General features: G+C 58.5%; 22 protein-coding genes. 7 read left to right on the top strand and 15 right to left on the bottom strand.

What is annotated here, in order from left to right; all coding sequences use genetic code 11:
* Positions 1–158: 158 nt before the first annotated feature.
* Entirely contained in the window at positions 159–2210 is a 2052-nt protein-coding gene (locus AC4ANK_RS10960; protein WP_460382957.1) for a hypothetical protein, read from the bottom strand.
* Between the two features lie 365 nt (positions 2211–2575).
* On the opposite strand from AC4ANK_RS10960, the gene AC4ANK_RS10955 reads away from it, so the two are divergent.
* From AC4ANK_RS10955 to xopAW, 3 genes are all read left to right on the top strand, one after another.
* Positions 2576–3325, top strand: coding sequence for a response regulator (locus tag AC4ANK_RS10955; RefSeq protein WP_031594902.1), 750 nt, complete (start codon positions 2576–2578; stop codon positions 3323–3325).
* Positions 3322–4347 (top strand): sensor histidine kinase, encoded by a 1026-nt coding sequence (locus AC4ANK_RS10950; RefSeq protein ID WP_005732413.1) that lies wholly within the window; start codon positions 3322–3324, stop codon positions 4345–4347. Before AC4ANK_RS10955 ends, AC4ANK_RS10950 begins: the two co-directional genes overlap by 4 nt.
* Before the next feature lie 115 nt (positions 4348–4462).
* Positions 4463–5221, top strand: a complete 759-nt coding sequence (xopAW, locus tag AC4ANK_RS10945) for an EF-hand domain-containing protein (RefSeq protein WP_031594903.1) — start codon at positions 4463–4465, stop codon at positions 5219–5221.
* Positions 5222–5266: 45 nt separating this feature from the next.
* On the opposite strand, the gene AC4ANK_RS10940 is transcribed toward xopAW, so the two are convergent.
* From AC4ANK_RS10940 to AC4ANK_RS10900, 9 genes are all read right to left on the bottom strand, one after another.
* Positions 5267–6316 (bottom strand): AI-2E family transporter, encoded by a 1050-nt coding sequence (locus AC4ANK_RS10940; RefSeq protein ID WP_004664709.1) that lies wholly within the window; start codon positions 6314–6316, stop codon positions 5267–5269.
* A 91-nt stretch (positions 6317–6407) separates the two neighbouring features.
* Positions 6408–7223, bottom strand: a complete 816-nt coding sequence (locus AC4ANK_RS10935; protein WP_460382960.1) for a DUF4892 domain-containing protein — start codon at positions 7221–7223, stop codon at positions 6408–6410.
* A gap of 139 nt (positions 7224–7362) precedes the next feature.
* Positions 7363–8217, bottom strand: a complete 855-nt coding sequence (locus AC4ANK_RS10930; protein ID WP_031594905.1) for an alpha/beta fold hydrolase — start codon at positions 8215–8217, stop codon at positions 7363–7365.
* Entirely contained in the window at positions 8214–9023 is an 810-nt protein-coding gene (locus AC4ANK_RS10925; RefSeq protein ID WP_031594906.1) for an alpha/beta fold hydrolase, read from the bottom strand. The genes AC4ANK_RS10930 and AC4ANK_RS10925 overlap by 4 nt, the downstream gene beginning before the upstream one ends.
* Before the next feature lie 130 nt (positions 9024–9153).
* Complete coding sequence (locus AC4ANK_RS10920; protein WP_460382963.1) at positions 9154–9639, bottom strand: hypothetical protein; 486 nt, start codon at positions 9637–9639, stop codon at positions 9154–9156.
* A 119-nt stretch (positions 9640–9758) separates the two neighbouring features.
* Positions 9759–10202 (bottom strand): hotdog fold thioesterase, encoded by a 444-nt coding sequence (locus AC4ANK_RS10915; protein WP_002552994.1) that lies wholly within the window; start codon positions 10200–10202, stop codon positions 9759–9761.
* 60 nt (positions 10203–10262) lie between these two features.
* Positions 10263–10718: a phosphohistidine phosphatase SixA gene (gene sixA / locus AC4ANK_RS10910; protein WP_002552993.1), complete on the bottom strand. Its 456-nt coding sequence runs from the start codon at positions 10716–10718 to the stop codon at positions 10263–10265.
* Entirely contained in the window at positions 10715–11059 is a 345-nt protein-coding gene (locus AC4ANK_RS10905; protein WP_002552992.1) for a DUF4389 domain-containing protein, read from the bottom strand. Before AC4ANK_RS10905 ends, sixA begins: the two co-directional genes overlap by 4 nt.
* 25 nt (positions 11060–11084) lie before the next feature.
* Positions 11085–12110, bottom strand: coding sequence for an NAD(P)H-dependent glycerol-3-phosphate dehydrogenase (locus tag AC4ANK_RS10900; protein WP_002552991.1), 1026 nt, complete (start codon positions 12108–12110; stop codon positions 11085–11087).
* A gap of 285 nt (positions 12111–12395) precedes the next feature.
* On the opposite strand from AC4ANK_RS10900, the gene AC4ANK_RS10895 reads away from it, so the two are divergent.
* The 3 genes from AC4ANK_RS10895 to fabB all read left to right on the top strand — a co-directional run bounded on the left by AC4ANK_RS10895 (position 12396) and on the right by fabB (position 16303).
* Entirely contained in the window at positions 12396–14333 is a 1938-nt protein-coding gene (locus AC4ANK_RS10895; RefSeq protein ID WP_031594907.1) for an ATP-binding protein, read from the top strand.
* 220 nt (positions 14334–14553) lie between these two features.
* Complete coding sequence (gene fabA, locus AC4ANK_RS10890) at positions 14554–15069, top strand: 3-hydroxyacyl-[acyl-carrier-protein] dehydratase FabA (RefSeq protein ID WP_002552989.1); 516 nt, start codon at positions 14554–14556, stop codon at positions 15067–15069.
* Between the two features lie 10 nt (positions 15070–15079).
* Complete coding sequence (gene fabB, locus AC4ANK_RS10885) at positions 15080–16303, top strand: beta-ketoacyl-ACP synthase I (RefSeq protein ID WP_002552988.1); 1224 nt, start codon at positions 15080–15082, stop codon at positions 16301–16303.
* Positions 16304–16563: 260 nt separating this feature from the next.
* Here the strand turns inward: fabB and AC4ANK_RS10880 are convergent, their stop codons facing one another.
* On the bottom strand, positions 16564–17292 hold the full coding sequence (locus AC4ANK_RS10880) for a dienelactone hydrolase family protein (RefSeq protein WP_002552987.1): 729 nt from the start codon (positions 17290–17292) through the stop codon (positions 16564–16566).
* A gap of 90 nt (positions 17293–17382) precedes the next feature.
* On the bottom strand, positions 17383–19290 hold the full coding sequence (gene htpG / locus AC4ANK_RS10875; protein WP_031594909.1) for a molecular chaperone HtpG: 1908 nt from the start codon (positions 19288–19290) through the stop codon (positions 17383–17385).
* Positions 19291–19603: 313 nt separating this feature from the next.
* Here htpG and AC4ANK_RS10870 point away from each other — a divergent pair, with 313 nt between their 5' ends.
* Positions 19604–19864: a lipoprotein gene (locus tag AC4ANK_RS10870; protein ID WP_002552985.1), complete on the top strand. Its 261-nt coding sequence runs from the start codon at positions 19604–19606 to the stop codon at positions 19862–19864.
* A 107-nt stretch (positions 19865–19971) separates the two neighbouring features.
* On the opposite strand, the gene brnQ is transcribed toward AC4ANK_RS10870, so the two are convergent.
* From brnQ to sucC, 3 genes are all read right to left on the bottom strand, one after another.
* A complete protein-coding gene (brnQ, locus tag AC4ANK_RS10865) occupies positions 19972–21285 on the bottom strand; it encodes a branched-chain amino acid transport system II carrier protein (RefSeq protein ID WP_002552984.1) in 1314 nt (437 codons plus the stop codon).
* Between the two features lie 371 nt (positions 21286–21656).
* Positions 21657–22538: a succinate--CoA ligase subunit alpha gene (gene sucD, locus AC4ANK_RS10860; protein ID WP_004664700.1), complete on the bottom strand. Its 882-nt coding sequence runs from the start codon at positions 22536–22538 to the stop codon at positions 21657–21659.
* Complete coding sequence (sucC, locus tag AC4ANK_RS10855; protein WP_002552981.1) at positions 22538–23704, bottom strand: ADP-forming succinate--CoA ligase subunit beta; 1167 nt, start codon at positions 23702–23704, stop codon at positions 22538–22540. Before sucC ends, sucD begins: the two co-directional genes overlap by 1 nt.
* Positions 23705–23881: the final 177 nt, after the last annotated feature.

Genomic DNA, 23881 nt, shown 5'->3' with positions numbered 1-23881 from the left:
CGTTAATTTACGGGGAGGTGCCGGTAAGCGTAGGCAAAATGCCCCCATACGCACAGCTTCATTAAACTGTTTGGGAGCAACCTGGACCGGCGTAATAACTGAAAACACGGCGCACAGAGGATCGCAGGCTTCTGCCTGTGATCCGTCTTTAAAGCCCCCTACACGATAGGACACGATCCATTTGCATCGTACATACCCACCTTGGCAGTGGTTTCCAGTGAGGTAACGGTGGAGCCCTTCAGAATGAACGAATACTTGATCTTCCCGCGCCCGTTTGTGCCATGACCACTAGGGTCATAAGTGGGCAGAATGTGTGTCGCGTATGGCGTGACCAGCCAGGTAAAGCCCGTGACTGGATAATCGACCCCCAACACAATATCTTCGGTCTTTTCGGTACCTGAAATAGGCGTATCGTCTGGAGCCGACGGGAAAGCGTTCCAGTACAGAGTGACGGTATCGCCTGCCGCCAGATAGTTCGAAAGATCAGGAACGACCACCCGTACACCCGGCTCTCCTGAGGATGGATTGGCAGGATTCTTATAGAGCGAGTTGCAATTCAGCCAGCCGCTTGTACTGGTGCCTTCAAAAACCGGGGCATCGGGAATGATGACCACAGCATTCACGCCGACCCGCGTATCCGGCGATTGTTGCGTATTCTCTGAGTCGGCGGCACGAATGCTGTAATGAAACGGCAAATCAGGGCGATTACCTTCAGATTCGATATAACTCCAGGGTATTTTGACCTCGCGCTCGTCTCCGGCCGCATCAGTGACTGCCACGGTGTATTGCACCTCAGGCACATGGCTTGCGCCCCAGTAGAAATCTACAACTTCGTCCGGTAGAAGTGGGTCATAAAGTTTGAATCTGACACTGGCATCCTTCTTATCGTCCGACGGCTTCAGGACATTCAGCTCGTTGGAAACTTCGCCGTAGACCTCGGCCGGTAACAACTGATCGTTGATTGGATCAGGCCAGTCAGGAACGGGAACGGGAACGGGATCAGGCCCGATAGTGGAGAAATTGACATTGACACTGATGCTTTTCACTTCGGACGGAACAACGCCACGCAGAACTCGATAACTCACTGTAGTCGGCTGATCACCGCCAGTCGCTTGAACGTACTGATCACGCAACACCGGATCAGGAACCCTGACCGAAAACGGAAACTGCGGGACGTCGCCCATTTCCTCAGGCCGCAGTACTGCTGTGCCCCAGGTAACCTCGATACGATCGGTAGGCTTCCAGTTATCGAACGACTCGATCAGCACCTCGACGCCCATTCGTGCGTCAGGCAGGTTGATCAGATTTTCCGGAGGCAGCGCCAGTGGCACCAGCGGGTCCTTCAGATTGTCGGGCAGCAGCCCCAACGCTACGTCTATGCGCTTGTAGTTGGAAAGCGGACTGCGGTTGGTCGCTTTGTCCACCAGAAAGTAAGCGACGTAGTAGGCCTCATCGTTGGAGTCGCCAATTATATCAACCGGGAATGTCACCTTATTATCCGTCGCGCTGGCCACGTCAACGACACCGACAGGAGCCGGCAGATCTGCGGGCTTGTCGGGCAACGGAGTGCCAACCCAATAGAACGCTACCTTGTCGCCGGGTGTCCAGTCGTCATAGTCAGGCAGCGTGCCGACAATACCGTCCGGATTGTTATCCAGAAACGCCTGGGTCAACTGATCTGTGTTCAGACTCATCTGCCCAGGCTCAACATGCCCGCCGGGCGGCGTGGTATCGACTATGAGCTTGAGCAGCGGGCTGATAGTCTCCTGGTCGTTCGGCTGCCTGATCCGGTAGCGAAGACTGTAAACACCGTCTGCCGGTTTGGGGAATCCAGGCGAAAGGGCGGTCAGCGGAATGTTGATCGACTTCGGAAAGGTGCCAACGGCCACTGGCGCAGTGACCTTATCTGTGAACACTTCCACGAATCCGTCGTCAGCCGGTACTTCACCCACTGCCCAATCGATGAAAAAGGTATCGGATTCGCCATCGTCAGTGACCAACTGTGCCCACTGTGCGAGAGTAACGTCCAGCGACGTACCGAGCAAAACGTCCTTGTTCAACGTCCCGTCCGTCGGGTCCACGATGTTGGCCACTTGCGCCACTGCGAGGTCTGCCTTGAGGTCCATACCGCGCTGACTGCGCGCCAGCCGGTACGCGATGCGCGCCGCCTTGCTTTGTTCAGGTGTCAGTGTTGTTTTCGAACCGACCATAATCAGCACTCCTTTGCTACCGATTGCCGCCCCCTCCCTTCACAGGAGCCCTGCGGCGGATTGATGGGTGAAAAGCTCTCTCGATGAGCGCTTCTCTTTCAGACCACAGGCCATCCGGGCCTGTGCTCCAGCTGATTAAACGGCAGTTACCGGAGACGGGATACTGTCAGAACTACCAGTAGCAGGGCCGAGCCGGAAAGCACGTTCGACAGTTTTTTGTATCAGGCCGGATACATTTCTGAAATGCCCCCGACATTCGATCACGTCACCCTTCCGCCGCAACTCCTGGCGAAGTAGCATGAGGAGCAGCGTTGATCTTCAACAGCGGCCAGACAACGGCGGCACACGCAGGCGACAGAAGCACTATGCAAGCACTTCCCGACACCCCCCTGGATGCCACATCGACCGATCAGCGCTGGAGCGTTCGCGCGCTGATTGTCGATGACGATGTGGCCATTCGCGAACTGCTCTGCGATTACCTGACGCGCTTCAATATCAACGCGCGTGGCGTCACCGATGGCACGCAAATGCGTCAGGCATTGACCGAGGAAACCTTCGACGTGGTGGTGCTCGACCTGATGCTGCCCGGTGAAGACGGCCTGTCGCTGTGCCGCTGGCTGCGCAGCACCTCGGACATCCCGATTCTGATGCTGACCGCACGCTGCGAACCCACTGACCGGATCATCGGTCTGGAACTGGGTGCCGACGATTACATGGCCAAGCCGTTCGAGCCGCGCGAGCTGGTCGCGCGTATCCAGACCATTCTGCGCCGGGTCCGCGACGAACGCAGCGATCAGCGCACCACCATTCGCTTTGACGCCTGGCGGCTGAACAGCGTGCTGCGTCAATTGACAGCCGCCGACGGTCTGGTGGTGCCGCTGTCCAACGCCGAGTTCCGTCTGCTGCGCGTATTTCTCGAACGGCCGCACCGGGTGCTGAGCCGTGAACAGTTGCTGGACGCCGCCCGGGGCAGATCAATAGAGGCGTTCGACCGCAGCATCGATTTGCTGGTCTCGCGTTTACGTCAGAAGCTCGGCGACGACCCGAAGAACCCGCAGTTGATCAAGACTGTGCGCGGTGAAGGCTATTTGTTCGATGCCAGGGAGCTGGGTTGATCCGTCGGTTCGACACGCTGTTTGCGCGCCTTTTCGGGGGCGCGCTGTTGGCTATTCTGCTGGCGCATTTATTAGCCTTCATCTGGTTCACCCAATACGGCATGCGCCCTCCACCTGATGACCGCCCCGACGCGCAGCATTCGCAGGATGATCAAGGGCGACGTCATCGACCGCCACCGGGTGGCCCGCTGGTGCTGCTGTTCTTTCAGTTCGTCACCCTCATCGTTGCCGCATGGTATGGCGCCAAGGCACTGAGCCGCCCGGTACAGCGCCTGAGCGAGGCCGCCGAGCGCCTCAGTGAAGACCTGGACAGCCCGCCCCTTGAAATAAGCGGCCCGCAGGAAGCACGCCAGGCTGCGCAGACCTTCAACCTCATGCAGCGCAAGATCCGCGAACAGATGCAGCAGCGCGGGCGCATGCTGGCTGCGGTATCCCATGACCTGCGCACTCCCCTTTCGCGGCTCAAGCTGCGTGTTGAACAGATCGAAGAGCCAAGGCTGCACGGCCAGATGACTCAGGACCTCAACGACATGATCAGCATGCTCGACGCCACGCTTGCCTACCTCAATGAACATCGGCGCAGCGAAGCGTTGCAGCAGTTCGACCTGCAGGCGCTGATCGAATCCCAGGCCGAGAATGCGCAGGACAATGGCGACGATGTGCAGTACCAAGGCCAGTGCAAGCCGCTCAGAACACAACCGATGGCACTGCGCTCGTGCCTGCAGAACCTGGTCGATAACGCGCTTCGCTATGCCGGTAGCGTCAATATCGTGATCGAGGACAGCGCTGAACGTGTACGCATATCGGTGGTTGATCACGGACCGGGCATTGCCCCTGAATTTCACGAAGCGGTGTTTGAGCCGTTCTATCGCCTGGAAGGTTCGCGCAACCGCAACTCCGGCGGCATCGGCATGGGCATGAGCATCGCCCGTGAGGCTGCGCGAAGAATCGGCGGCGAGCTGACGCTTGCGCAAACACCGGGTGGCGGCCTGACCGCGATACTGAATCTGCCGCGCCTCTGACACATTCTGTATCACACCGCGTACAAAGCTTAAATCTCCAGGACAACTGACGCCCCGAGGCTGCAAAAGCCGGTACACCGCTACCGGACACATTTATCTCAGGGGAGTGAGACTCATGATCAACGGGATCAGCAGCAGCTTTTCCAGCTACACCAGCTCGACCAGTGCCACCGCCAGCACCAACAGCAAGAAGTTTCAGGAAGAGTTGCTGGCAAAACTGGACACCGATGGCGACGGCAGCATCGGCAAGGATGAGCTGAGCTCGGCCTTGTCGTCGAACAGCAAGGACGGCATTACTGTCAGCCTGAGCAAGGCGTTCAGCGATCTGGACAGCAATGACGACGACAGCCTGGATGCCGATGAACTGGCCGCCATGACGCCGCCACCGCCGCCGCCCATGCAGTCGGTCGATGAGCAGGCAGAAGACCTGCTCGGCTCGCTGGACAGCGATGGCGATGGCGCGATCAGCAGCGACGAGCTGACCACCGGCCTGAGCAATTCGGGCAGCACGGCGAACAGCAACCAGGTGTTCGATGCACTGGACACTGACGAAGACGGCACAGTCAGCCTTGAAGAACTGGTCGCCGGTATGCAACCGCAACAGCCCCCTGCCGGTATGCCGCCTGCGCAAATGAGCACCTCCGGCAGCACTGACAGCGCCAACCTGTTCAGTACGCTGGACAGCGATAGCAACGACAGTATCAGCGCCTCCGAGTTGTCGGCCGCGTTGAAACAGAGTGACAACACCATTGATCAGGGCAACACCAACCAGATTGCGACTCAGGCCTTGAACAAGATGATCGCCGCACTCAGCGAAAAATATGACACCCAGAGCAGTAAGCCAGTCGGTAAGTACCTGAACACCGCTGCGTAAAGCGAGGCTCCGCCGCCCGTCCTGGTGCGGCGGAAACTTTCGCCGTCAGCGGCTGCTGCGGGCACGCTCGCTGCCGACCCAGTCGGTCAGCAGGCTGTAAGCGACTGCCAGCAGCGTCGGGCCGATGAACAGGCCGATGAAGCCGAACGCCAGCAATCCGCCGAACACACCCAACAAGACAATCACCAGCGGCAGATTGCCGCCCCTGCTGATCAGGTATGGCTTTAGCACGTTGTCCACGCCACTGATGATGAACATCCCCCAGATGCCCAGAAATATCGCCATGCCGTACTCGCCCTGCCAGACCAGCCAGGCAGTGGCAGGCAGCCAGACCAGGGGCGGGCCCATCGGAATCAGACTGAACAGAAAAGTCAGAATACCCAGCACCAACGCGCCGGGAATGCCCGCGATCAGGAAGCCGATCAGCGCCAGTACCGCCTGGGCCGCTGCCGTACCGATGACCCCGTTGACCACGCGTTGCACCGTGCCAGCGACCAGATCCAGATAATACTGGGCGCGATCACCGATCAGACGCTCCAGCAGGCTGAGCACGAATGCGGCCAGGCGCGGACCGTCCCTGTAAAAGAAGAAGGCGAAGACGATGCTCAGGGTCAGTTCCAGAATCCCGCTGCCAATCTGCGCACTGCGTGCCAGCACCCAGTTACCGACCTGACCCAGATGCGGTTTGAGCGTCGCCATGAACGCCGCGCCTTGCTGATCGATGGTGGTCCACAGCGCTACCAGTCGTTCGCCCACCAGCGGAATACCCGCCAGCCATTGCGGTGGATCGGGCAAGCCGTCGACCTGAATATCCTTGATCAGGCCTGTAGCGTCACGCACATGGTCGGCGAGATTGAAGCCCAGCCATACCAGCGGCGCCGCGACCAGCAGCATCCAGCACAGGCACATCACCAGCGCGGCCAACGACTCACGGCCCTTGAACCAGCGGGTCAGCAAACGCATCAGCGGCCAGCTGGCAAACGCCAGCACCGCGCCCCAGATCAGTGCCGACCAGAAAGGTGCCATCACCCAGAGGCAGGCACCGAATAGCGCCAGCAGCAGAATCTGCACCAGTAAACGATCATTGTTGAACATGCGGCATCCACTTATAGGCTCGGAGGTCACGAGCATAAGGCTGAACAAGGCTGACGTCAGCCATTGTTCGCCATAACCTTACGCATCAGGGTTAGCGGATGACCTCGATCACCAGCCCCTGGCTATCGGCAGCGCCCGCTTCCAGACGCGCAGCGCGCACGCCCTTGGCCACCAGAGCGTCGCGCCATGCACTTGCACTCGGGCCGGAGACGGTTGCGCGCAGCGTGCTGTCCAGATTCAGACCACGGGAAATCAGCGTGACCCAGGCTTCCTGTGGCTCGCCACCCAGCTTGGGCAGTACCAGCTTGCCCGTGCTTTTCAGTTGGCGCAGCAACGTGGCCGAGGTTGGCAGCAGTTCGCCCAGCGGCGCGGCGGATTCAAACTGCTCGACATGCAAGTAAGCCCTACGGTTGCCGCGTGTGATGCTGTATAGCGCGACGAGGGTTTCGCTCCGGGGCTCGGCCAGACGCAACAGCAGGTAGGCCTGCCGGTCGTCCGCGCCATACAGCTTGGCATTACCAAACACCTCGTTGGCCCACAGACTGCTTTCTCCGCAATCACGCGCCTGACACCAGAACAGCAATTCTGCACCCTGCTGCAAGGCTTCACGCGCGGCGGTAAAGGCGTCGTCGGATGTGTGCTCGGCAGGTAACTGATAAGTAACCGACGTCAGAGTGCCACGCGCACTGACCTGGCCATCGAAACGCAACTGACCGCTGATCTTGCGGATCGAGCCCATCGGGTAGACACGCTCAAGCTCGGCGGCAGGACGATAGTCTACGATTTCGGTATCGGTCAGACGGGGCAAAATCTCCAGATCACGCCTGCCCGGCGCATCGGCAGCGAAAAGGACAGCGCTGCACAGCGACATGCACAACGCCGCAACGGGAACACTTGATAAACGCATGAGTGCTCTCATCGGCAGGCAAGCAGGGGGCGAGAATAAAAAAGATCGCCGACAAGGCGGTCGTGAGAGGCTGCGGATTGATCCATCACGGTTGACTCCTGTTTCAACCCGCCCAGCGTCGGCAGTTGCCGGTCTCAAGTCAAGAAGCAGCGAAAAAGCGATTGATACAGTGTGCAACAGAAAGTGCTCCGTGCTCATCGTTCAGGTGCAAATGATGTCCGCCGGCCAGCCGTTCGACGTCAAAGGGTAGCGCTGACAGCAGCTCCTGCCTTTGTGCCAGCATGCCATCGGAGGCAACCACCAATTGCGTCGGGCAACGAATGTCGTGAACGAACGCCATGGCCTGTTGATCCGTGAAGCGTATTGCGGAGGGCAAGGTCAGGCGGCTGTCGCTGCGCCAGGTGTAACCGCCCGGCACCGGCATCAAACCCCGCTGAGCCAGCAGCTCGGCCGCCTCGCGACTGACCGCCACCACGCCTTTCATCCGCGCCTGAATGGCTCGATCCTGATCCTGATAAACCGGTTTTTTCTTGTTCGCCAGTTCGAGTTGCGCCTGCATGGCGGCACCCATTCGCTCGGCGGCGGATTCGGCCTTGCCCGTCAATGGCAGCAGACCGTCGATCAGCGCCAGGCGCGTGACCCGCTCGGGTAGCGAGCTTGCCAGCAACACAGAGATGATCGCGCCCAGCGAGTGCCCCAACAGGGCAAAGCGCTGCCAGCCAAGTTGCTCGGCGACGCGCAGCACGTCGAATGCATAATCAGCCGGTGTATAGGACGAGCCTGCCGGTCGGTGATCAGAATGACCGTGCCCCGCCAGGTCCAGCGCCACGACCTGTAGCCCCTCAAGACGTGGTGCGAGCCGGGCGAAACTGTTGGCGTTGTCGAGCCAGCCGTGCAGCGCGATAACCGGCTGACCGTCCTTGGGGCCGTACAGATGAACCGCCAGCTCGATATGCCCCAGGCTCAGGCGCACTTCCTCCACCGCAAGCGTCATGCACTGGCCCTGGAGGCGCTGCGGGCGTTCCAGCGAGCAAACAGCGTCTTGAGCAGCAACGCCGTTTCATCCGGTCGTTCAAGTGGAAACATATGCCCTCCGGGCATGGACAGGTATTCGCCTTCGCGCATGCGTCGGGCAAGGTAACCATGATGAGGCATGATCACCCGGCTGTGTTGGCCACGCACCATGGCCAGCGGTACCTTGAGCTGCCGCGACGGTACTGGGCTGGTGTGAGGAATGCTGCGGTAAATACTGATTTCCGTCGCCGGGTCAAAGCGCAGACGAAGTTGCTCGCCATCCTGCTGCAGACCGTGTTCAAGGTAAGCGGTCAGGCAGTCGGGATCGAAACGGCGAAACAGGGTCTTGCTGGCAAAGTAGGCGCGGGCTGCGTCCAGATCGGCAAATGCCTCGCGACGTCCCAGTGTGCGGCCCGCTGGCGTGATGCGGTCAATGAAACCCAGGCGTTTGGCTGCGCGGATGAACAACTGATCAGCCAGGCCCAGCACCGGCGAATCCAGCATCACCACGCCAAGATAAAGTTGCGGACAGCGCAGCGCGGCATGCAGGTGCAGAACCCCACCCAGCGAGTGCCCCACACCCCATACAGGGCCGGGCTGCTCACGCAGATGATGGATCAGCTCATCGACCAGGTTCAGCCAGTTGTCATCCACCGGGAAGCGAGGGTCGTGAGCATGCTGATCGAGGTGAGTGACGGCATATTCCGGTGCCAACGCGCAGAACAGCTTTCCATAGGTAGCCGATGGAAAACCGTTGGCGTGAGCGAAGAACACGGGTTGCGACATACCGATACTTCCAGAGGCCGTACGAGTCGCAATTGTGCGCAGCCGCTTCAAGCAACAGCAATGACTGGAACTGCCATCGCAGATGGCACTCCGGCCATCACCATCATAATGGCCGGAGCCACGTGAATGCCTACAGCGCCTGAGTGAAACGGTCCAGGCAAGCTTTGATGTACGCAACCTGGAAACCAAACGACTGCTTGGCGAGAGCCTTGGCTTCAGCGGAGGGTTTGCCTTTCTTGAACTCCAGAATACCGAGCTGCATGGCTTGTACCGCAACATCCGACAAAGGCTGGAACAGCGCGAGGGCACCATTGTCGGGAAACTGGACCTTCAGCTTGTCGAACAGCACGTCCGCATCATCGCGCAGTGCCATGAACTCGGCAGACGTCATGATCTGATCCGCATAAACCTGCTTCAAGCGCTTTTCCAGGTTCAACTCTGGGAGTGGGAGCGGGAGTTTTTCGGGAGACGGCGAAGCTGCAGCGGGCAGTGAAGTTCCTGTAGGCGTTTGGTTTGCAGACACAGACGGTCTGTCGGGCAAAGGTGGTAGTTCAGGAGCAAGCGAGCTTTCAGCCGGAGGAGTTTCTCCGGGCGGCACTGCCTTTTCTTCAGTCATTATCAATCCTCCTGGGAATGAATGTTCCCTCCAGGGAACACCCAGACACTAAGAGAAACGCCGCCTGACTACAACGCTCAATCCAGACCTGAAAAACCGTTCTTAATAGCTGAAAACACTCAACTGATTGGTGGCTCCTGGCCATGTGGCACAACCGCCACGGTCAGACGCGATATGCAGCTGAGCTTGCCTTCTTCGGTGCTGATGCGGATGTCCCATACATGGGTGGTGCGGCCGATGTGCACGGGACGTACAACACCGGTTACACGTCCGGTACGCACGCCGCGCAGATGGTTGGCGTTGACCTCGAGCCCGACGCAGAAATACTTGCTCGGGTCGACAATCAGGTAGCTGGCCATCGACCCCAGAGACTCGGCCAGCACCACGGATGCACCGCCATGCAGCAGCCCGAAAGGCTGATGGGTACGCTGATCGACGACCATGCTGGCCGTCAGGGAATCGTCCGTGAACGATTCGAAGCGGATATCCAGCACCTCGCCAATAGTGTTTTTCTGAGCCGCTATAAGGGCTTCGATATCAGGAGCCTGACGCCATACACTCATGTTAAATCCTTTTTCAAAGTGGGCCGCGTTCGCGGTGGTTCATTACTCGAACAGACCGTTTCAAACGTGTCGAACGCTGTTGAGCTGCATTGCGCCAGCCAGCACGAACTCGCCTTCCAGCTCGGCCAGACTGGCGGTACTCATAGGCTCGGCCTGCTGCGGACTGCCGTGAGCCAGCACGCCGATCAATTCGCCCACCAAGGGTTGATGACTGACCAGCAGCACTTCATCGACGCCCAGCTTGTCCAGCTGGAGCAACACCTCACGCGGGCTGCTGTCCGGCGTCAGCCAGGGCACCGTCACCACCGGATCATTGAACCCCAGCGACTGGCGTACCAACTCGGCAGTCTGCTGTGCACGAACATAGGGGCTGGCGATGATCCGTCGCACCGCCTTGTCAGTCAGGTGTACTGCACTTTTGAGCACCTCCTCACGCCCGTGTGCGGTCAGCTCGCGTTCGGCATCACTGCGCGCCCGCGACTGCGCTTCGCCGTGACGCAATACCCAGACCTTCACAGTTTTGGCTCTTCGTCACGCACCGGATGCGGCGCTGGCGGAACATGATGAGCCGCCTCGCCTTCAGGAGCGCGCGGCGCTGGCCAGTCGGCGAAGGGCCAGGGCTTATGGTCGCTGTGAAACGTCCCGAAACGACCAATCTGGGCCAGGTACTGGCTGATACTGTCGCCGAAACTCATCAGGCCGCCATTCGGCGCGCCATAGATAAGGCGATAAACTAATTGCACCAGCACTACGCCCGCCAGAATGATCTGCGCAACGTGCCATACACCCAGAAACAGCAGCATCCACAGAATGCGCAGCAGGATCGATTCGTTATGCTGGATTTTCGACTCGTTCAAGACATTCTCCCTGATCGGAATGAGTTCAATTAAAGCCGGTAATCGAAATGAAATCGACGTCCGTCTTGGGCTCGGCACGCATCAACGCCTCGATGACCTGACTGAGCGTACGGCCTTCAAAAAGAATCGCATGCAGCCCGGCGACCAATGGCATATAGACCTGAACCTCCTGCGCTTTGACCTTAAGCACCTTGAGCGTGTTCACGCCCTCGGCTACTTCGCCCAGACGAGTGACCGCCTCCTCCAGCGTCAGCCCCTGGCCCAGCGCAAACCCGACCTGATAATTGCGACTTTTGGGTGAGGAACAGGTGACGATCAGATCGCCCACCCCGGCCAGGCCGAGAAAGGTCATCGGGTTGGCACCCTGACTGACCGCAAAACGGGTCATTTCGGCCAGCGCCCGGGTGATCAGCATGCTCTTGGTGTTTTCGCCCATGTCCAGCGCTACGGCCATGCCAGCGATAATTGCGTAGACGTTCTTCAATGCCCCACCCAGCTCTACACCAAACCGGTCGTTGCTGGCATAGACCCGAAAAGTACGACCATGCAGCGCGGCCTGGACCTGCTGACACAGCGCCTCGTCTTCGCTGGCAACCACGGTGGCGGTCAACGCATGCTCGGCGATCTCCCGGGCCAGGTTGGGCCCGGACAATACGCCGATACGCGCCTGGGGAACGATCTCTTCGAGGATCTGGCTCATCAATTTGAAGCTCTGCGCTTCAATACCTTTGGTCAGGCTGACCAGCATCTTGCCGTTCAGGCGCTCGACATGGGGCGAGAGTACCGCGCGCAGTGCGCTTGAAGGCAGAGCGACGAAAATCAGCTCGCAGGCCTCAAGCGTGGCGGTGATGTCGGTTACCGGCTCGACTTCGGGCCGAACCTTGATGCCCTTGAGGTAACGGGGGTTCTCACGGTTGACGCGAATCGCCTGCGCCTGCTCCGGATCACGCATCCACTGGAGAACCTGATGGCCGTTCTCGGCCAGCAGATTTGCAATGGCAGTGCCGAAGCTGCCACCACCAAGAACCGCGACTGGTTGCTGTGTGGTCATAAAACTATCCATCCAGAGCCATTCAAGTGGCGATGCCAGCATTATACGGAGCGCCGCGGTATCGGCCAGCAACAAAGCTGATCTGTCGAGCATGCAGGGCGGCATGCGACAACAAGTTCGCTGGAAACGCGCGCTATCTCGGTTAACATGCGTGCACAGCATGAATTATCGAGACACCCGGCACTGCGCTGCACAGCCGGACCGGGTCGCGACCAACGGGCGAACAGGCATGGACGCATCAATCGAGTCACCAGCGCAAAGCATTGCGCGCAAGGCACGCAGCCGATGAAATTTCGGCACTGGGATATCAATACCCGCACTCAGATCATCAGCCTGGGCCCTGCCCTGTTGTTGACGGCTCTGCTGATCAGTTTTTTCACCTTCGTGCGTATTCAGGACTTGCGTCAGGAGCTCAATCACACCGGGCAGCTCATCGCCAATCAATTGGCCATGGCCGTCGAACCGGGTGTGGCGACAGGCGATATCGACGGGTTGAAGGCGTTGATGCGCGCCACCCTGTCCATGCCCAGCGTTCGCTATGTAGAGATTCAGGACAGCTCCAATACGGCCATGATCTATATAGATCAGCCCCGCGAAAACGAGCAGTTGGTACGGCAGATGGAAATATTCCAGGCCTCTGTCTACCCACAGCGCGCAAAGGCTAACAGTCACCCCGCCACGTCGCCCAAAGGCAATCGCCAGGCACCTGAAAATACGTCGCAGAGCTATCTGGGACGAGTATTGGTCGGGATGTCCAATGAAGCCTTCAGTCGACGGCAACAGGAAATATTGCTCAAGGCCGGTGTTCTGGCGCTGGGCGCGTTGCTGTTCGCTTTTTTGCTGGCCCGCGGCCTGGCCTTGAGCCTGTCAAGACCCGTCAAGGAAATGGGCGAAGCTCTCAAGGCGATTCAGCAGGGCGACTACCATGTGCCCCTGCCGGTCAGCGACGATGCCGAGTTAGGCGCACTGGCGCGGCACATCAACAATCTGGCAGAGAACCTGCACCGCACCAGCCTTGAACAGCAGCGCTCGGTGGCGCAGTTGATCCAGACACGTGAGGAAGCCGAACAGGCCAACCGCGCCAAGTCGGATTTTCTGGCAATGATGAGTCACGAGTTGCGAACCCCCATGAACGGCGTACTGGGCATGCTGCAACTGATGGAAACCACGCGCATGACCGCTGAGCAAAGCGAGTATGCGACGCTGGCGACCGAGTCAACCGAGCATCTGCTACGGGTCATCAACGACATTCTCGATTTTTCCCGCATTGAACGCGATGCCCTGCAAATGGAAGGCATAGCGTTCAACCTGGCCGAACTGGTCAGTGCCTCGACCCACGCGTTCAACCACAGCGCGCTGCAACGCGAGCTGCTACTGGAACTGCATATTCAGCCTGGACTGGACACAGTGACCGTCACAGGCGACCCGACCCGGATCAGGCAGATCCTGGTGAATCTGATCGGCAACGCACTTAAATTTACCGAGCAAGGCAAGGTCAGCGTTGTCGCCCAATGGGCGATGCTCGACAATGACCAACTGCACTTTACCTGTGCAGTGCATGACAGCGGCATTGGTATCGACGCCGAGCGACTGGAGTCGATGTTCGATGCGTTCAAACAGGCCGACAGCTCGATTTCCAGGCGCTACGGCGGCACGGGGTTGGGACTGCCGATTGCCCGTACCCTTGCCGAACGCATGGGCGGCACACTGCGTGCCGAGAGCCAGGAGGGTTCGGGTTCTGTTTTCACGCTGCAAATCCCGCTGCCCGTTTCACGCGATGTTTCAGTGGATATCGCCAAGCCGCTGTCGGTACTCGATGCACATGGCAAGGAGCGCAGCATATTGCTGGTCGAGGACAACCCGGTGAACCGCACCGTGGTGCAGGCCATGTTGCGTAATCTGGGTTGCGAAGTCGACGTGGCGGTGGATGGCGCCGAAGCGGTGATGAAGGCAAGCGCGGGAAACCACGCACTGATCCTCATGGATTGCCGACTGCCGGTCATGGACGGCTATGAAGCCACACGTAGAATCAGGCAACTTTCCGGTCTGGAACGAATCCCAATCATTGCCCTGACTGCCAATGCACTGCAGGGTGATCGGGACGCGTGTTTACATGCAGGTATGGATGATTACCTGGCTAAACCTTTCAAACACGCTGATTTACAGCAGGTTTTACACCGTTGGCTGCCCTTTGACGCACCTGTGACTGGCGATAAATGTTAAATTGCGGCAGTCTTGGCACGCAAATCAGCCAGCAAAATCGGCTGAATGACAAAATTCAGTGAACAGGTGTACCTTGATTTCACCTGATCTGTGACTTTCATTACAACGCAACAGTCTATGAGTAGGCTGCCGGACAGGGTCCTGGCGAATTGGTACGACAGGACCAGCGTTCTAGCCAGTGACGCCACAACCTGCCGCACGAGATTATTGAGGAGCTCGCATGACCAAACAACACGCCTTTACCCGGGAAGACCTGCTGCGCTGCAGTCGTGGCGAGCTGTTCGGCCCAGGTAATGCGCAACTGCCCGCCCCCAACATGCTGATGGTCGATCGCATCACACACATCAGCGACGAAGGTGGCAAGTTCAGCAAGGGTGAATTGGTCGCCGAACTGGATATCAACCCGGACCTGTGGTTTTTTGCCTGCCACTTTGAAGGTGATCCGGTGATGCCAGGATGCCTGGGCCTTGACGCCATGTGGCAACTGGTTGGTTTCTATCTTGGCTGGCAGGGTAACCCCGGCCGTGGCCGCGCCCTGGGTTCGGGCGAGGTGAAGTTTTTCGGTCAGGTGCTGCCTACCGCCAAAAAAGTCACCTACAACATTCATATCAAGCGCGTCCTGAAAGGCAAACTGAACCTGGCCATCGCCGACGGCTCAGTGAGTGTCGACGGTCGTGAAATCTATACCGCCGAAGGCCTTCGGGTCGGCGTGTTTACTTCCACTGAAAATTTCTAAGGGTACTCGCATGCGCCGCGTCGTTATCACTGGTCTGGGTATTGTTTCCTGCTTGGGCAATGACAAAGAGACCGTCACCGCTAACCTGCGTGCTAACCGCCCTGGCATCCGCTTCAACCCGGAATATGCCGAAATGGGTCTGCGCAGCCAGGTTTCCGGCTCCATCGACCTGAATCTGGAAGAACTGATCGATCGCAAGATCTTTCGCTTCGTCGGTCATGCGGCAGCTTATGCCTACCTGGCGATGAAAGACGCAATCACTGATTCGGGTCTTACCGAGGAACAGGTTTCCAACGTGCGTACCGGCCTGATCGCTGGCAGCGGCGGCGCATCGACCCTTAACCAGATGGAAGCGCTGGATACCCTGCGCGAAAAAGGCGTCAAGCGCGTCGGTCCTTACCGTGTCACGCGGACCATGGGCAGTACCGTTTCGGCCTGCCTGGCCACGCCGTTCAAGATCAAGGGCGTGAACTACTCCATTTCGTCCGCCTGCGCCACCAGCGCTCACTGCATCGGCAACGCTGTCGAGCAGATCCAGCTGGGTAAACAGGACATCGTCTTTGCCGGTGGCGGCGAAGAAGAGCACTGGAGCCAGTCGTTCCTGTTCGACGCAATGGGCGCACTGTCAACTCAGTACAACGAGACGCCGGAAAAAGCCTCCCGCGCTTACGACGCCAAGCGTGACGGTTTCGTCATTGCCGGTGGCGGCGGCATGGTCGTTGTCGAAGAGCTGGAACACGCTCTGGCACGCGGCGCGAAAATCTATGCTGAAATCGTCGGCTACGGTGCTACATCCGACGGCTACGACATGGTTGCGCCAAGCGGTGAAGGTGCAATTCGCTGCATGCAGATGGCCCTGGGTGATATCAACTCCGGCGACATTGACTACATCAACACCCACGGCACCTCGACTCCGGTCGGCGACGCCAAGGAAATGGAGGGCGTGCGCGAAGTATTCGGCGCCAAAGCTCCGGCGATCAGCTCCACCAAGAGCCTGTCGGGCCACTCGCTGGGTGCCGCCGGTGTTCACGAAGCGATCTATTGCCTGCTGATGATGGAAAACAACTTCATCGCAGGCTCGGCGAACATCGACGAACTTGACCCGGTAGTTGCCGACATGCCGATCCTGCTCAAGACGCGTGAAGATGCGAAGCTTGACCTGGTCATGAGCAACAGCTTCGGCTTCGGTGGCACCAACGCTACGCTGGTGTTGAAGCGCTGGGCGGGCAAGTAATACTGCTTTTGCGACAAACAAAAAGGCGCCTTTCGAGGCGCCTTTTTTGTGAATAGGCCAAAGTGGCTGTTGTTCTCCGGCATGGCTGCAGGAACGATGGATCTTCAGAACACCGCTCGTTCCTCACGCTCCAGCGTGGGAATGCAGTTCACGACGCTCTGCGTCGAAAGAGGACGCAGAGCGCCCAGACCGGCATGCCCACGCGGAGCATGGGCACGATAGTGTTCCCCTGCACGCCCTAGGGGACGATAGGTGTTCCTTCAGCCGAACACTTCGCTCAACAAATCATGCATCGACTTGAACGCACGGCTCGACACTTTGGCGTCGTACATCATCATGCCGGGAACATTGGCGTGCGGGTCGGTGAAGGAATGGAATGCCCCACCGTAACTGTGCAGCTGCCAATCCACACCAGCGGCGTTCATTTCCTCTTCAAAAGCAGGCAATTGCTCTTTTGGCACCAGCGGGTCCGACGCACCGTGGAGAACCAGTACCGAGCCCTTGATGTTCTTCGCATCAGCCGGGTTGGGCGTGTCCAGCGTGCCGTGGAACGAAATGGCAGCCTTCAGCTCGGCCCCGGTACGTGCGAGCTCCAGCGAGCAGCAGCCACCGAAGCAGAAACCGAATGTTGCGATCTTGCTTGAGTCCAGAGACACATCCGCCTGGCTCAACAACTGGTCGAGGCCTGCCTGCATACGCTTGCGCAGAAGACCGCGATCATTCTTGAGCGGCGTCATGGCAGCGCCCGCCTCGTCATTGTTACTCGGGCGAATCTGCTGACCGTAAAGATCAGCCAGCAGCACTACATAACCCTTCGCAGCGACCGCTTTGGCGATGTCTTCAGCACCCTGGCTGACACCCATCCAGTTAGGCGCCATCAGCAGCCCTGGCTGTGCAGCGCTAGCTTTCGGGTCGTACACAAGACGGCTTTCATAAGTCTGGCCATCGATCTGATAGACCACAGAACGAATTTCGATGTTGCTGCTCATTACTGACTCCTGATCGTTAGGGAGATGAAAAACGTGTCGCGGGAACTGAAACAAAAAACCCGCCGAGGCGGGTTTCTTGTCAACCGGCTATCAAACCGACAGTTCTACCAACAGCTTGTTCAGACGACGCACATACGCAGCTGGATCCTTGAGGCTGTCACCGGCGGCCAGCGCCGCCTGATCGAACAGGATGTGCGACAGATCGCCGAAGCGCTCTTCGCTCTGCTCGGCATCGAGCTTGCCGATCAGCGGGTGGGCCGGGTTGAATTCGAAGATTGGCTTGGAGTCCGGAACCTTCTGCCCGCTGGCTTCCAGAATCTGACGCATCTGCAGCCCCATGTCCTGCTCGCCAATGGCCAGAATCGCAGGTGAATCGGTCAGACGATGGGAAACACGCACTTCGCTTACAGACTCACCCAGCGCAGCTTTCAGACGCTCGATCAGGCCCTCTTTGTCCTTGGCGATCTCTTCCTGAGCCTTCTTGTCCTCTTCGGAGTCAAGATTGCCCAGATCCAAGTCACCACGAGCCACATCCACAAAGCCCTTGCCGTCGAAATCGCTCAGGTAGCTCATCAGCCACTCGTCGATACGGTCGGTCAGCAGCAGCACTTCGATGCCTTTCTTGCGGAAGACTTCAAGGTGCGGGCTGTTCTTGACCTGTGCGTAGGATTCGCCAGTGAGGTAGTAAATCTTGTCCTGACCTTCCTTGGCCCGCGCGAGGTACTCGGCCAGAGAAACGCTCTGTTCACCGCTGTCGTCGGACGTCGATGCGAAACGCAGCAGACCGGCGATTTTTTCCTTATTGGCGAAGTCTTCTGCCGGACCTTCCTTGAGGACCTGGCCGAAGTTTTTCCAGAAACCCTTGTACTGCTCGGGTTCGTTTTTCGCCAGCTTCTCCAGCATGTCCAGCACGCGCTTGGTCAACGCCGACTTCATCGAGTCGATGATCGGGTCCTTCTGCAGGATTTCGCGGGAAACGTTCAGCGAAAGGTCATTGGAGTCGACCACGCCCTTGACGAAGCGCATGTACAGCGGCAGGAACGACTCGGCCTGATCCATGACGAAGACGCGCTGCACATAGAGCTTCAGGCCGCGCGGTGCTTCGCGCTGATACAAATCAAACGGAGCACGCGCAGGCACGTACAGCAGCGAAGTGTATTCCAGCTTGCCTTCAACCTTGTTATGGCTCCAGCTCAGCGGGTTCTCGTAGTCGTGCGCGACATGCTTGTAGAACTCCTGATACTCCTCATCCTTCACCTCGGTGCGCGGACGGGTCCAGAGGGCGCTGGCGCGGTTGACGGTTTCCCACTCCGGCGCCGGTGCCTCCTCGCCTTCGGCTGCCGGAGCCTGCTCTTTGGGCAGCTCGATCGGCAAGGCGATATGGTCGGAGTATTTTTTGATGATGTTACGCAGACGGTAGCCGTCAGCGAATTCCTCTTCACCGTTTTTCAGGTGCAGAACAATACGGGTGCCACGATCAGCCTTGTCGACGGTGGCAACTTCGAACTCGCCTTCGCCCTTGGAGGACCAGTGCACGCCTTCATTCGCTGGCGTGCCGGCACGACGGCTGAACACTTCGACCTGATCGGCAACGATGAATGCCGAATAGAAACCCACGCCGAACTGACCGATCAGGTGCGAGTCCTTCTTCTGGTCGCCCGACAGGTTTTTCATGAAATCAGCGGTGCCGGACTTGGCGATCGTGCCCAGGTGGGTGATCACGTCTTCACGGCTCATACCGATGCCGTTGTCTTCAAGCGTAACGGTCTTCGCGTCCTTGTCGAAGCTCACACGAATTTTCAGCTCGGCGCCGCCTTCCAGCAACTCCGGCTTGGACAACGCTTCAAAACGCAATTTGTCGACCGCGTCAGACGCGTTCGAGATCAATTCGCGAAGGAAAATTTCCTTGTTGGAATACAGCGAATGGATCATGAGGTGCAGCAGTTGCTTTACCTCGGTCTGGAAGCCCAGGGTTTCCTTTTGAGTTTCCACACTCATAATCATCAAACTCCGATCTGGATGGTATAAGCCGTCACGATCAGGCATAAGCCCGTGTGACAGCGGGTAGTCATCAAGGTGGGGGCTGGGTCGGGGATTTCAAGAGCCAATGATGCGCGGAGCGTGTTTCATGCGCCGGATACCGCACGCATTGCGTTGGTGGGTGCTCGCCAGAACTGTCCGCAATCGGCACGGCGCTATCGGCCTGTAACGACCGCGAAACAACGGCCTCCGATATTGTCATCACGGGTGGAACTTAACTCATGACGGCAGGCTCTTAGCCTCGTGAACACTCAATAAGGAGAAACACCCCATGCGTAAATCTTTAGCCTATGCCTTGATGCTTTCTGCCACCCTGGGCCTTGCCGCCTGTGACAAAAAGTCCGAAAACACTCAGCAAGATGCCAACAAGGCAGCTCAGCAGTCCCAGGAGTCGATGGAAAAGGCTCAGGAAAAAGTGAATGACGCGGCCAAGGAAAGCCAGGAAGCCGCTCAGAAGAACGCTGAAGCCGCTCAGCAGCGTACCAATGAGAACGCCAACAAAGCGCCAGAAGCAGCGCCAGCCACCAAGTAAGGCTGAAACGCTTACAGAACTAAAAAAGCCCGCTTAAAGCGGGCTTTTTCATTTAACTCGTTTCACTTGGCACGTAACGTCAGTTCGACATTAATCGTGTACCGACTTCAAGCCAGCGCCTCGCTGCGCTTGCCCATGAGCCTGTCAACGGCTACAGCGCCCGCCAGCGTGATTACCGAGGGCACCAGCCATGCCAGGCCTTGATCACTCAGCGGCAGACTGGTCAGCACACCCGGCAGATAGTCAGTAAAACCGGCACCCTTCAGCGCGTCGATCAGGCCAAAGATGAGCGATACCAGCATCACCGGTGCAACAACCCGTCCCTGGCTCTGCCAAAAGCCTTTGCAGAAGCTCAGCGCCACCAGCACGATACACGGTGGATAGATAGCGGTGAGTACCGGAATCGAAAACTGGATCAGCTTGGTCAGCCCCAGATTGGATACCAGCAGCGAGAACACCGCCAGGATGATCACTAGCGTCCGGTAGGACAGCGGCAGCACCTTGGCAAAGTATTCAGCACAGGCACAGGTCAGGCCTACCGCAGTCACCAGACACGCCAATGAAATCAGCACGGCGAGAAAACCGCTGCCCAATGAACCGAAGGTGTGCTGCACGTAGGCATGCAGAACCGCCGCGCCGTTGCTTGCGCCTGCCGCGACCGCATGGCTGCCGGAACCCAGGCGAAACAGGCTGACATACACCAGCGCCAGCCCGACACCGGCAATGAGCCCGGCAATGATCGCGTAGCGCGTGATCAGACGTGGTGACTCGACACCACGAGAGCGAATGGCATTGACGATGACAATCCCAAAGACCAGCGCCCCGAGGGTGTCCATGGTCAGATAACCATTGATGAAACCCTGGGAAAACGGCGCAGCGGCATAGGCGGGCTCAGCCTCGCCTATTCCGCCTGCGGGTAATGCGAATGCCGCGATCCCCAATACTGCAAGGGCGATAATCTTGAGCGGTGCCAAAAAGCGCCCGACCGTGTCGAGCAAGCGCCCCGGATACAATGAAACCCAGAACACCACCAGAAAATACGCCAGGCTGTAGAGGAACAACGCGACTGGAGTGTCACCGGTCAGAGGTGCCAGGCCGACTTCAAACGAGACGGTCGCGGTACGCGGGGTCGCGAACAGCGGGCCGACCGCCAGATAGCAGACGGCTGCGAGCGCCCCGCCGGCAATCTTGCCGATCGGACTGCTCAGGGCATCCATTGCCCCCCCTACCCTGGCCAGAGCAATCACCGTAACGACCGGCAGCCCGACCGCCGTGACCAGAAAGCCCAGCGCCGCCATCCAGACATGTGGTCCGGCCTGCAGGCCGACAATAGGAGGGAAGATAATGTTGCCAGCCCCGACAAACAGGGCAAATGTCATAAAACCGAGTGCCAGGATGTCCTGGCCTTTCAACACTTTCATTACGAGGGACCACACGGAATCGAAATAAGGGATGGGACGTCACCCATGAATGGGGCAGACGCAGCCCGTCGGCGTAAGACGTGGCAGTACCTTGCGAAACGCCCCTCGTGAGGGCAACGCAAAAACGGCGGACAGGGTAGCCAACTTCGACCGAAAATGCACTGTCTCAGGGCGCGCCAGCCGACGACGCACCGTTTGTTGGCGGATGTAAAGCCCCAGACAGTTGGAAATGCCGGCAATGAGAGGTCCAGGTGAACCAGACGGGGTAAGGCGAACCTTTTCAGGCGCCCAAACAAAAGCCACCCGAAGGTGGCTTTTGTCGATTGCTCGAATCAGGCAAGCGAGCTTACCTGATCAGCAAACAGTGAAGCTTACTTGGTTGGCCAGCCAGTCAGCTCGGCCAGGGCCTTGCCGATGTCTGCCAGGGAGCGCACGGTTTTTACACCAGCGTCCTGCAGTGCAGCGAATTTCTCGTCTGCAGTACCTTTACCACCCGAGATGATTGCACCGGCATGGCCCATGCGCTTGCCCGGAGGAGCAGTAACACCAGCGATGTAGGAAACAACAGGCTTGGTCACGTGTGCCTTGATGTAGGCAGCCGCTTCTTCTTCAGCCGAACCGCCGATCTCGCCGATCATGACGATCGCTTCGGTCTTCGGGTCTTCCTGGAACAGCTTCAGGATGTCGATGAAGTTCGAACCAGGGATCGGGTCACCACCGATACCTACACAGGTGGACTGACCGAAACCGGCGTCAGTGGTCTGCTTCACAGCTTCGTAGGTCAGGGTGCCGGAACGCGACACGATGCCTACCTTGCCTGGCAAGTGAATATGACCTGGCATGATGCCGATCTTGCACTCGCCCGGAGTGATGACACCTGGGCAGTTAGGACCGATCAGGATCACACCCAGCTCGTCGCACTTGACCTTGGCTTCCAGCATGTCGATGGTCGGGATGCCTTCGGTGATGCAGACGATCAGCTTGATGCCGCCGAACGCTGCTTCAAGGATGGAATCCTTGCAGAAAGGAGCCGGAACATAGATGACGCTGGCAGTAGCGCCAGTGGTGTCTACGGCTTCTTTCACAGTGTTGAACACTGGCAGGTTCAGGTGCGTGGTGCCGCCCTTGCCTGGAGTCACGCCGCCAACCATTTTGGTGCCGTAGGCAATGGCTTGCTCGGAGTGGAAGGTACCTTGCGAACCAGTGAAACCCTGGCAGATAACCTTGGTGTCTTTATTGATCAGGACGCTCATTACTTGCCCTCCGCGGCTTTGACAACTTGTTGAGCAGCGTCGGTCAGGCTGGTCGCAGCGATGATGTTCAAACCGCTTTCTGCCAGTACTTTAGCGCCCAGTTCAGCGTTGTTACCTTCAAGGCGAACAACAACCGGGATTTTCACGCCGACTTCTTTCACTGCACCGATGATGCCTTCGGCAATCATGTCGCAACGAACGATGCCGCCGAAGATGTTGACCAGTACTGCGGCGACGTTGGTGTCGGACAGGATGATCTTGAACGCTTCGGTAACGCGTTCCTTGGTGGCACCACCGCCAACGTCAAGGAAGTTTGCAGGCTTGCCGCCATGCAGGTTGACGATGTCCATGGTACCCATGGCCAGGCCAGCACCGTTGACCATGCAGCCGATGTTGCCTTCCAGCGCTACGTAGTTCAGTTCGAACTTGGCGGCGTGAGCTTCGCGAGGGTCGTCCTGCGAAGGATCGTGGAAGCCCTTCAGCTTGGGCTGACGGTACATGGCGTTGGCGTCGATGTTGATCTTCGCGTCCAGGCAGTGCAGATCGCCGTCAGCCTTGATCACCAGCGGGTTCACTTCCAGCAGGGCCAGGTCATGGTCCTGGAACAGCTTGGCCAGACCGGTGAAGATCTTGGCGAACTGAGTGACCTGCTTGCCTTCCAGACCCAGCTGGAATGCCAGATCGCGGCCCTGGAACGGCTGAGCGCCGACCAGTGGGTCGATCGTTGCCTTGAGAATCTTTTCAGGAGTGTCGTGAGCGATCTTCTCGATGTCCACGCCACCTTCGGTGGAAGCCATGAACACGATACGACGGCTGGAACGATCGACCACAGCGCCCAGATACAGCTCTTTGGCGATGTCGGTGCACGATTCGACCAGGATCTTGGTCACCGGCTGACCGTTGGCGTCAGTCTGGTAAGTCACCAGGCGCTTGCCCAACCACTGTTGAGCGAACGCAGCAGCGTCTTCCTTGCTGCGAACCAGCTTTACGCCGCCCGCTTTACCGCGACCACCTGCGTGAACCTGGGCTTTGACGACCCACTCGGTTCCGCCGATCTTGTCGCAGGCTTCTGCTGCTGCTTCCGGGGTGTCTACCGCGTAACCCTTGGATACTGGCAGGCCGTACTCAGCGAACAGCTGCTTACCCTGATACTCGTGAAGATTCATGCTTATTACCGTCTTCGTTTAGGTACTGCGCATTCGGTGCTGCACGTCAGCGTGCCGCACCACCTGTGACCGCTACTCCGGGTGGACTCCGCAAGTGCCGTGGGACACTCGTGAAGCCGCCTGAGAGGTCGAGTCCGGCGCAGATTCCGCGGTAAGCCCTGCTTGCAAGGCCAACGA

The sequence above is a fragment of the Pseudomonas sp. Pmew2 genome, assembly GCF_058129885.1.
Note: the sequence above shows the minus strand (reverse complement) of the source record. Positions and strands in the feature narration are given on the sequence as shown.

Coding starts and splice junctions, on each gene's coding strand:
- AC4ANK_RS10960 (WP_460382957.1), bottom strand. CDS start 2,210: ATGGTCGGTTCGAAAACAACACTGACACCTGAACAAAGCAAGGCGGCG.
- AC4ANK_RS10955 (WP_031594902.1), top strand. CDS start 2,576: ATGCAAGCACTTCCCGACACCCCCCTGGATGCCACATCGACCGATCAG.
- xopAW (WP_031594903.1), top strand. CDS start 4,463: ATGATCAACGGGATCAGCAGCAGCTTTTCCAGCTACACCAGCTCGACC.
- AC4ANK_RS10940 (WP_004664709.1), bottom strand. CDS start 6,316: ATGTTCAACAATGATCGTTTACTGGTGCAGATTCTGCTGCTGGCGCTA.
- AC4ANK_RS10935 (WP_460382960.1), bottom strand. CDS start 7,223: ATGCGTTTATCAAGTGTTCCCGTTGCGGCGTTGTGCATGTCGCTGTGC.
- AC4ANK_RS10930 (WP_031594905.1), bottom strand. CDS start 8,217: ATGACGCTTGCGGTGGAGGAAGTGCGCCTGAGCCTGGGGCATATCGAG.
- AC4ANK_RS10925 (WP_031594906.1), bottom strand. CDS start 9,023: ATGTCGCAACCCGTGTTCTTCGCTCACGCCAACGGTTTTCCATCGGCT.
- AC4ANK_RS10920 (WP_460382963.1), bottom strand. CDS start 9,639: ATGACTGAAGAAAAGGCAGTGCCGCCCGGAGAAACTCCTCCGGCTGAA.
- AC4ANK_RS10915 (WP_002552994.1), bottom strand. CDS start 10,202: ATGAGTGTATGGCGTCAGGCTCCTGATATCGAAGCCCTTATAGCGGCT.
- AC4ANK_RS10900 (WP_002552991.1), bottom strand. CDS start 12,110: ATGACCACACAGCAACCAGTCGCGGTTCTTGGTGGTGGCAGCTTCGGC.
- AC4ANK_RS10895 (WP_031594907.1), top strand. CDS start 12,396: ATGAAATTTCGGCACTGGGATATCAATACCCGCACTCAGATCATCAGC.
- fabA (WP_002552989.1), top strand. CDS start 14,554: ATGACCAAACAACACGCCTTTACCCGGGAAGACCTGCTGCGCTGCAGT.
- fabB (WP_002552988.1), top strand. CDS start 15,080: ATGCGCCGCGTCGTTATCACTGGTCTGGGTATTGTTTCCTGCTTGGGC.
- AC4ANK_RS10880 (WP_002552987.1), bottom strand. CDS start 17,292: ATGAGCAGCAACATCGAAATTCGTTCTGTGGTCTATCAGATCGATGGC.
- htpG (WP_031594909.1), bottom strand. CDS start 19,290: ATGAGTGTGGAAACTCAAAAGGAAACCCTGGGCTTCCAGACCGAGGTA.
- AC4ANK_RS10870 (WP_002552985.1), top strand. CDS start 19,604: ATGCGTAAATCTTTAGCCTATGCCTTGATGCTTTCTGCCACCCTGGGC.
- brnQ (WP_002552984.1), bottom strand. CDS start 21,285: ATGAAAGTGTTGAAAGGCCAGGACATCCTGGCACTCGGTTTTATGACA.
- sucD (WP_004664700.1), bottom strand. CDS start 22,538: ATGAGCGTCCTGATCAATAAAGACACCAAGGTTATCTGCCAGGGTTTC.
- sucC (WP_002552981.1), bottom strand. CDS start 23,704: ATGAATCTTCACGAGTATCAGGGTAAGCAGCTGTTCGCTGAGTACGGC.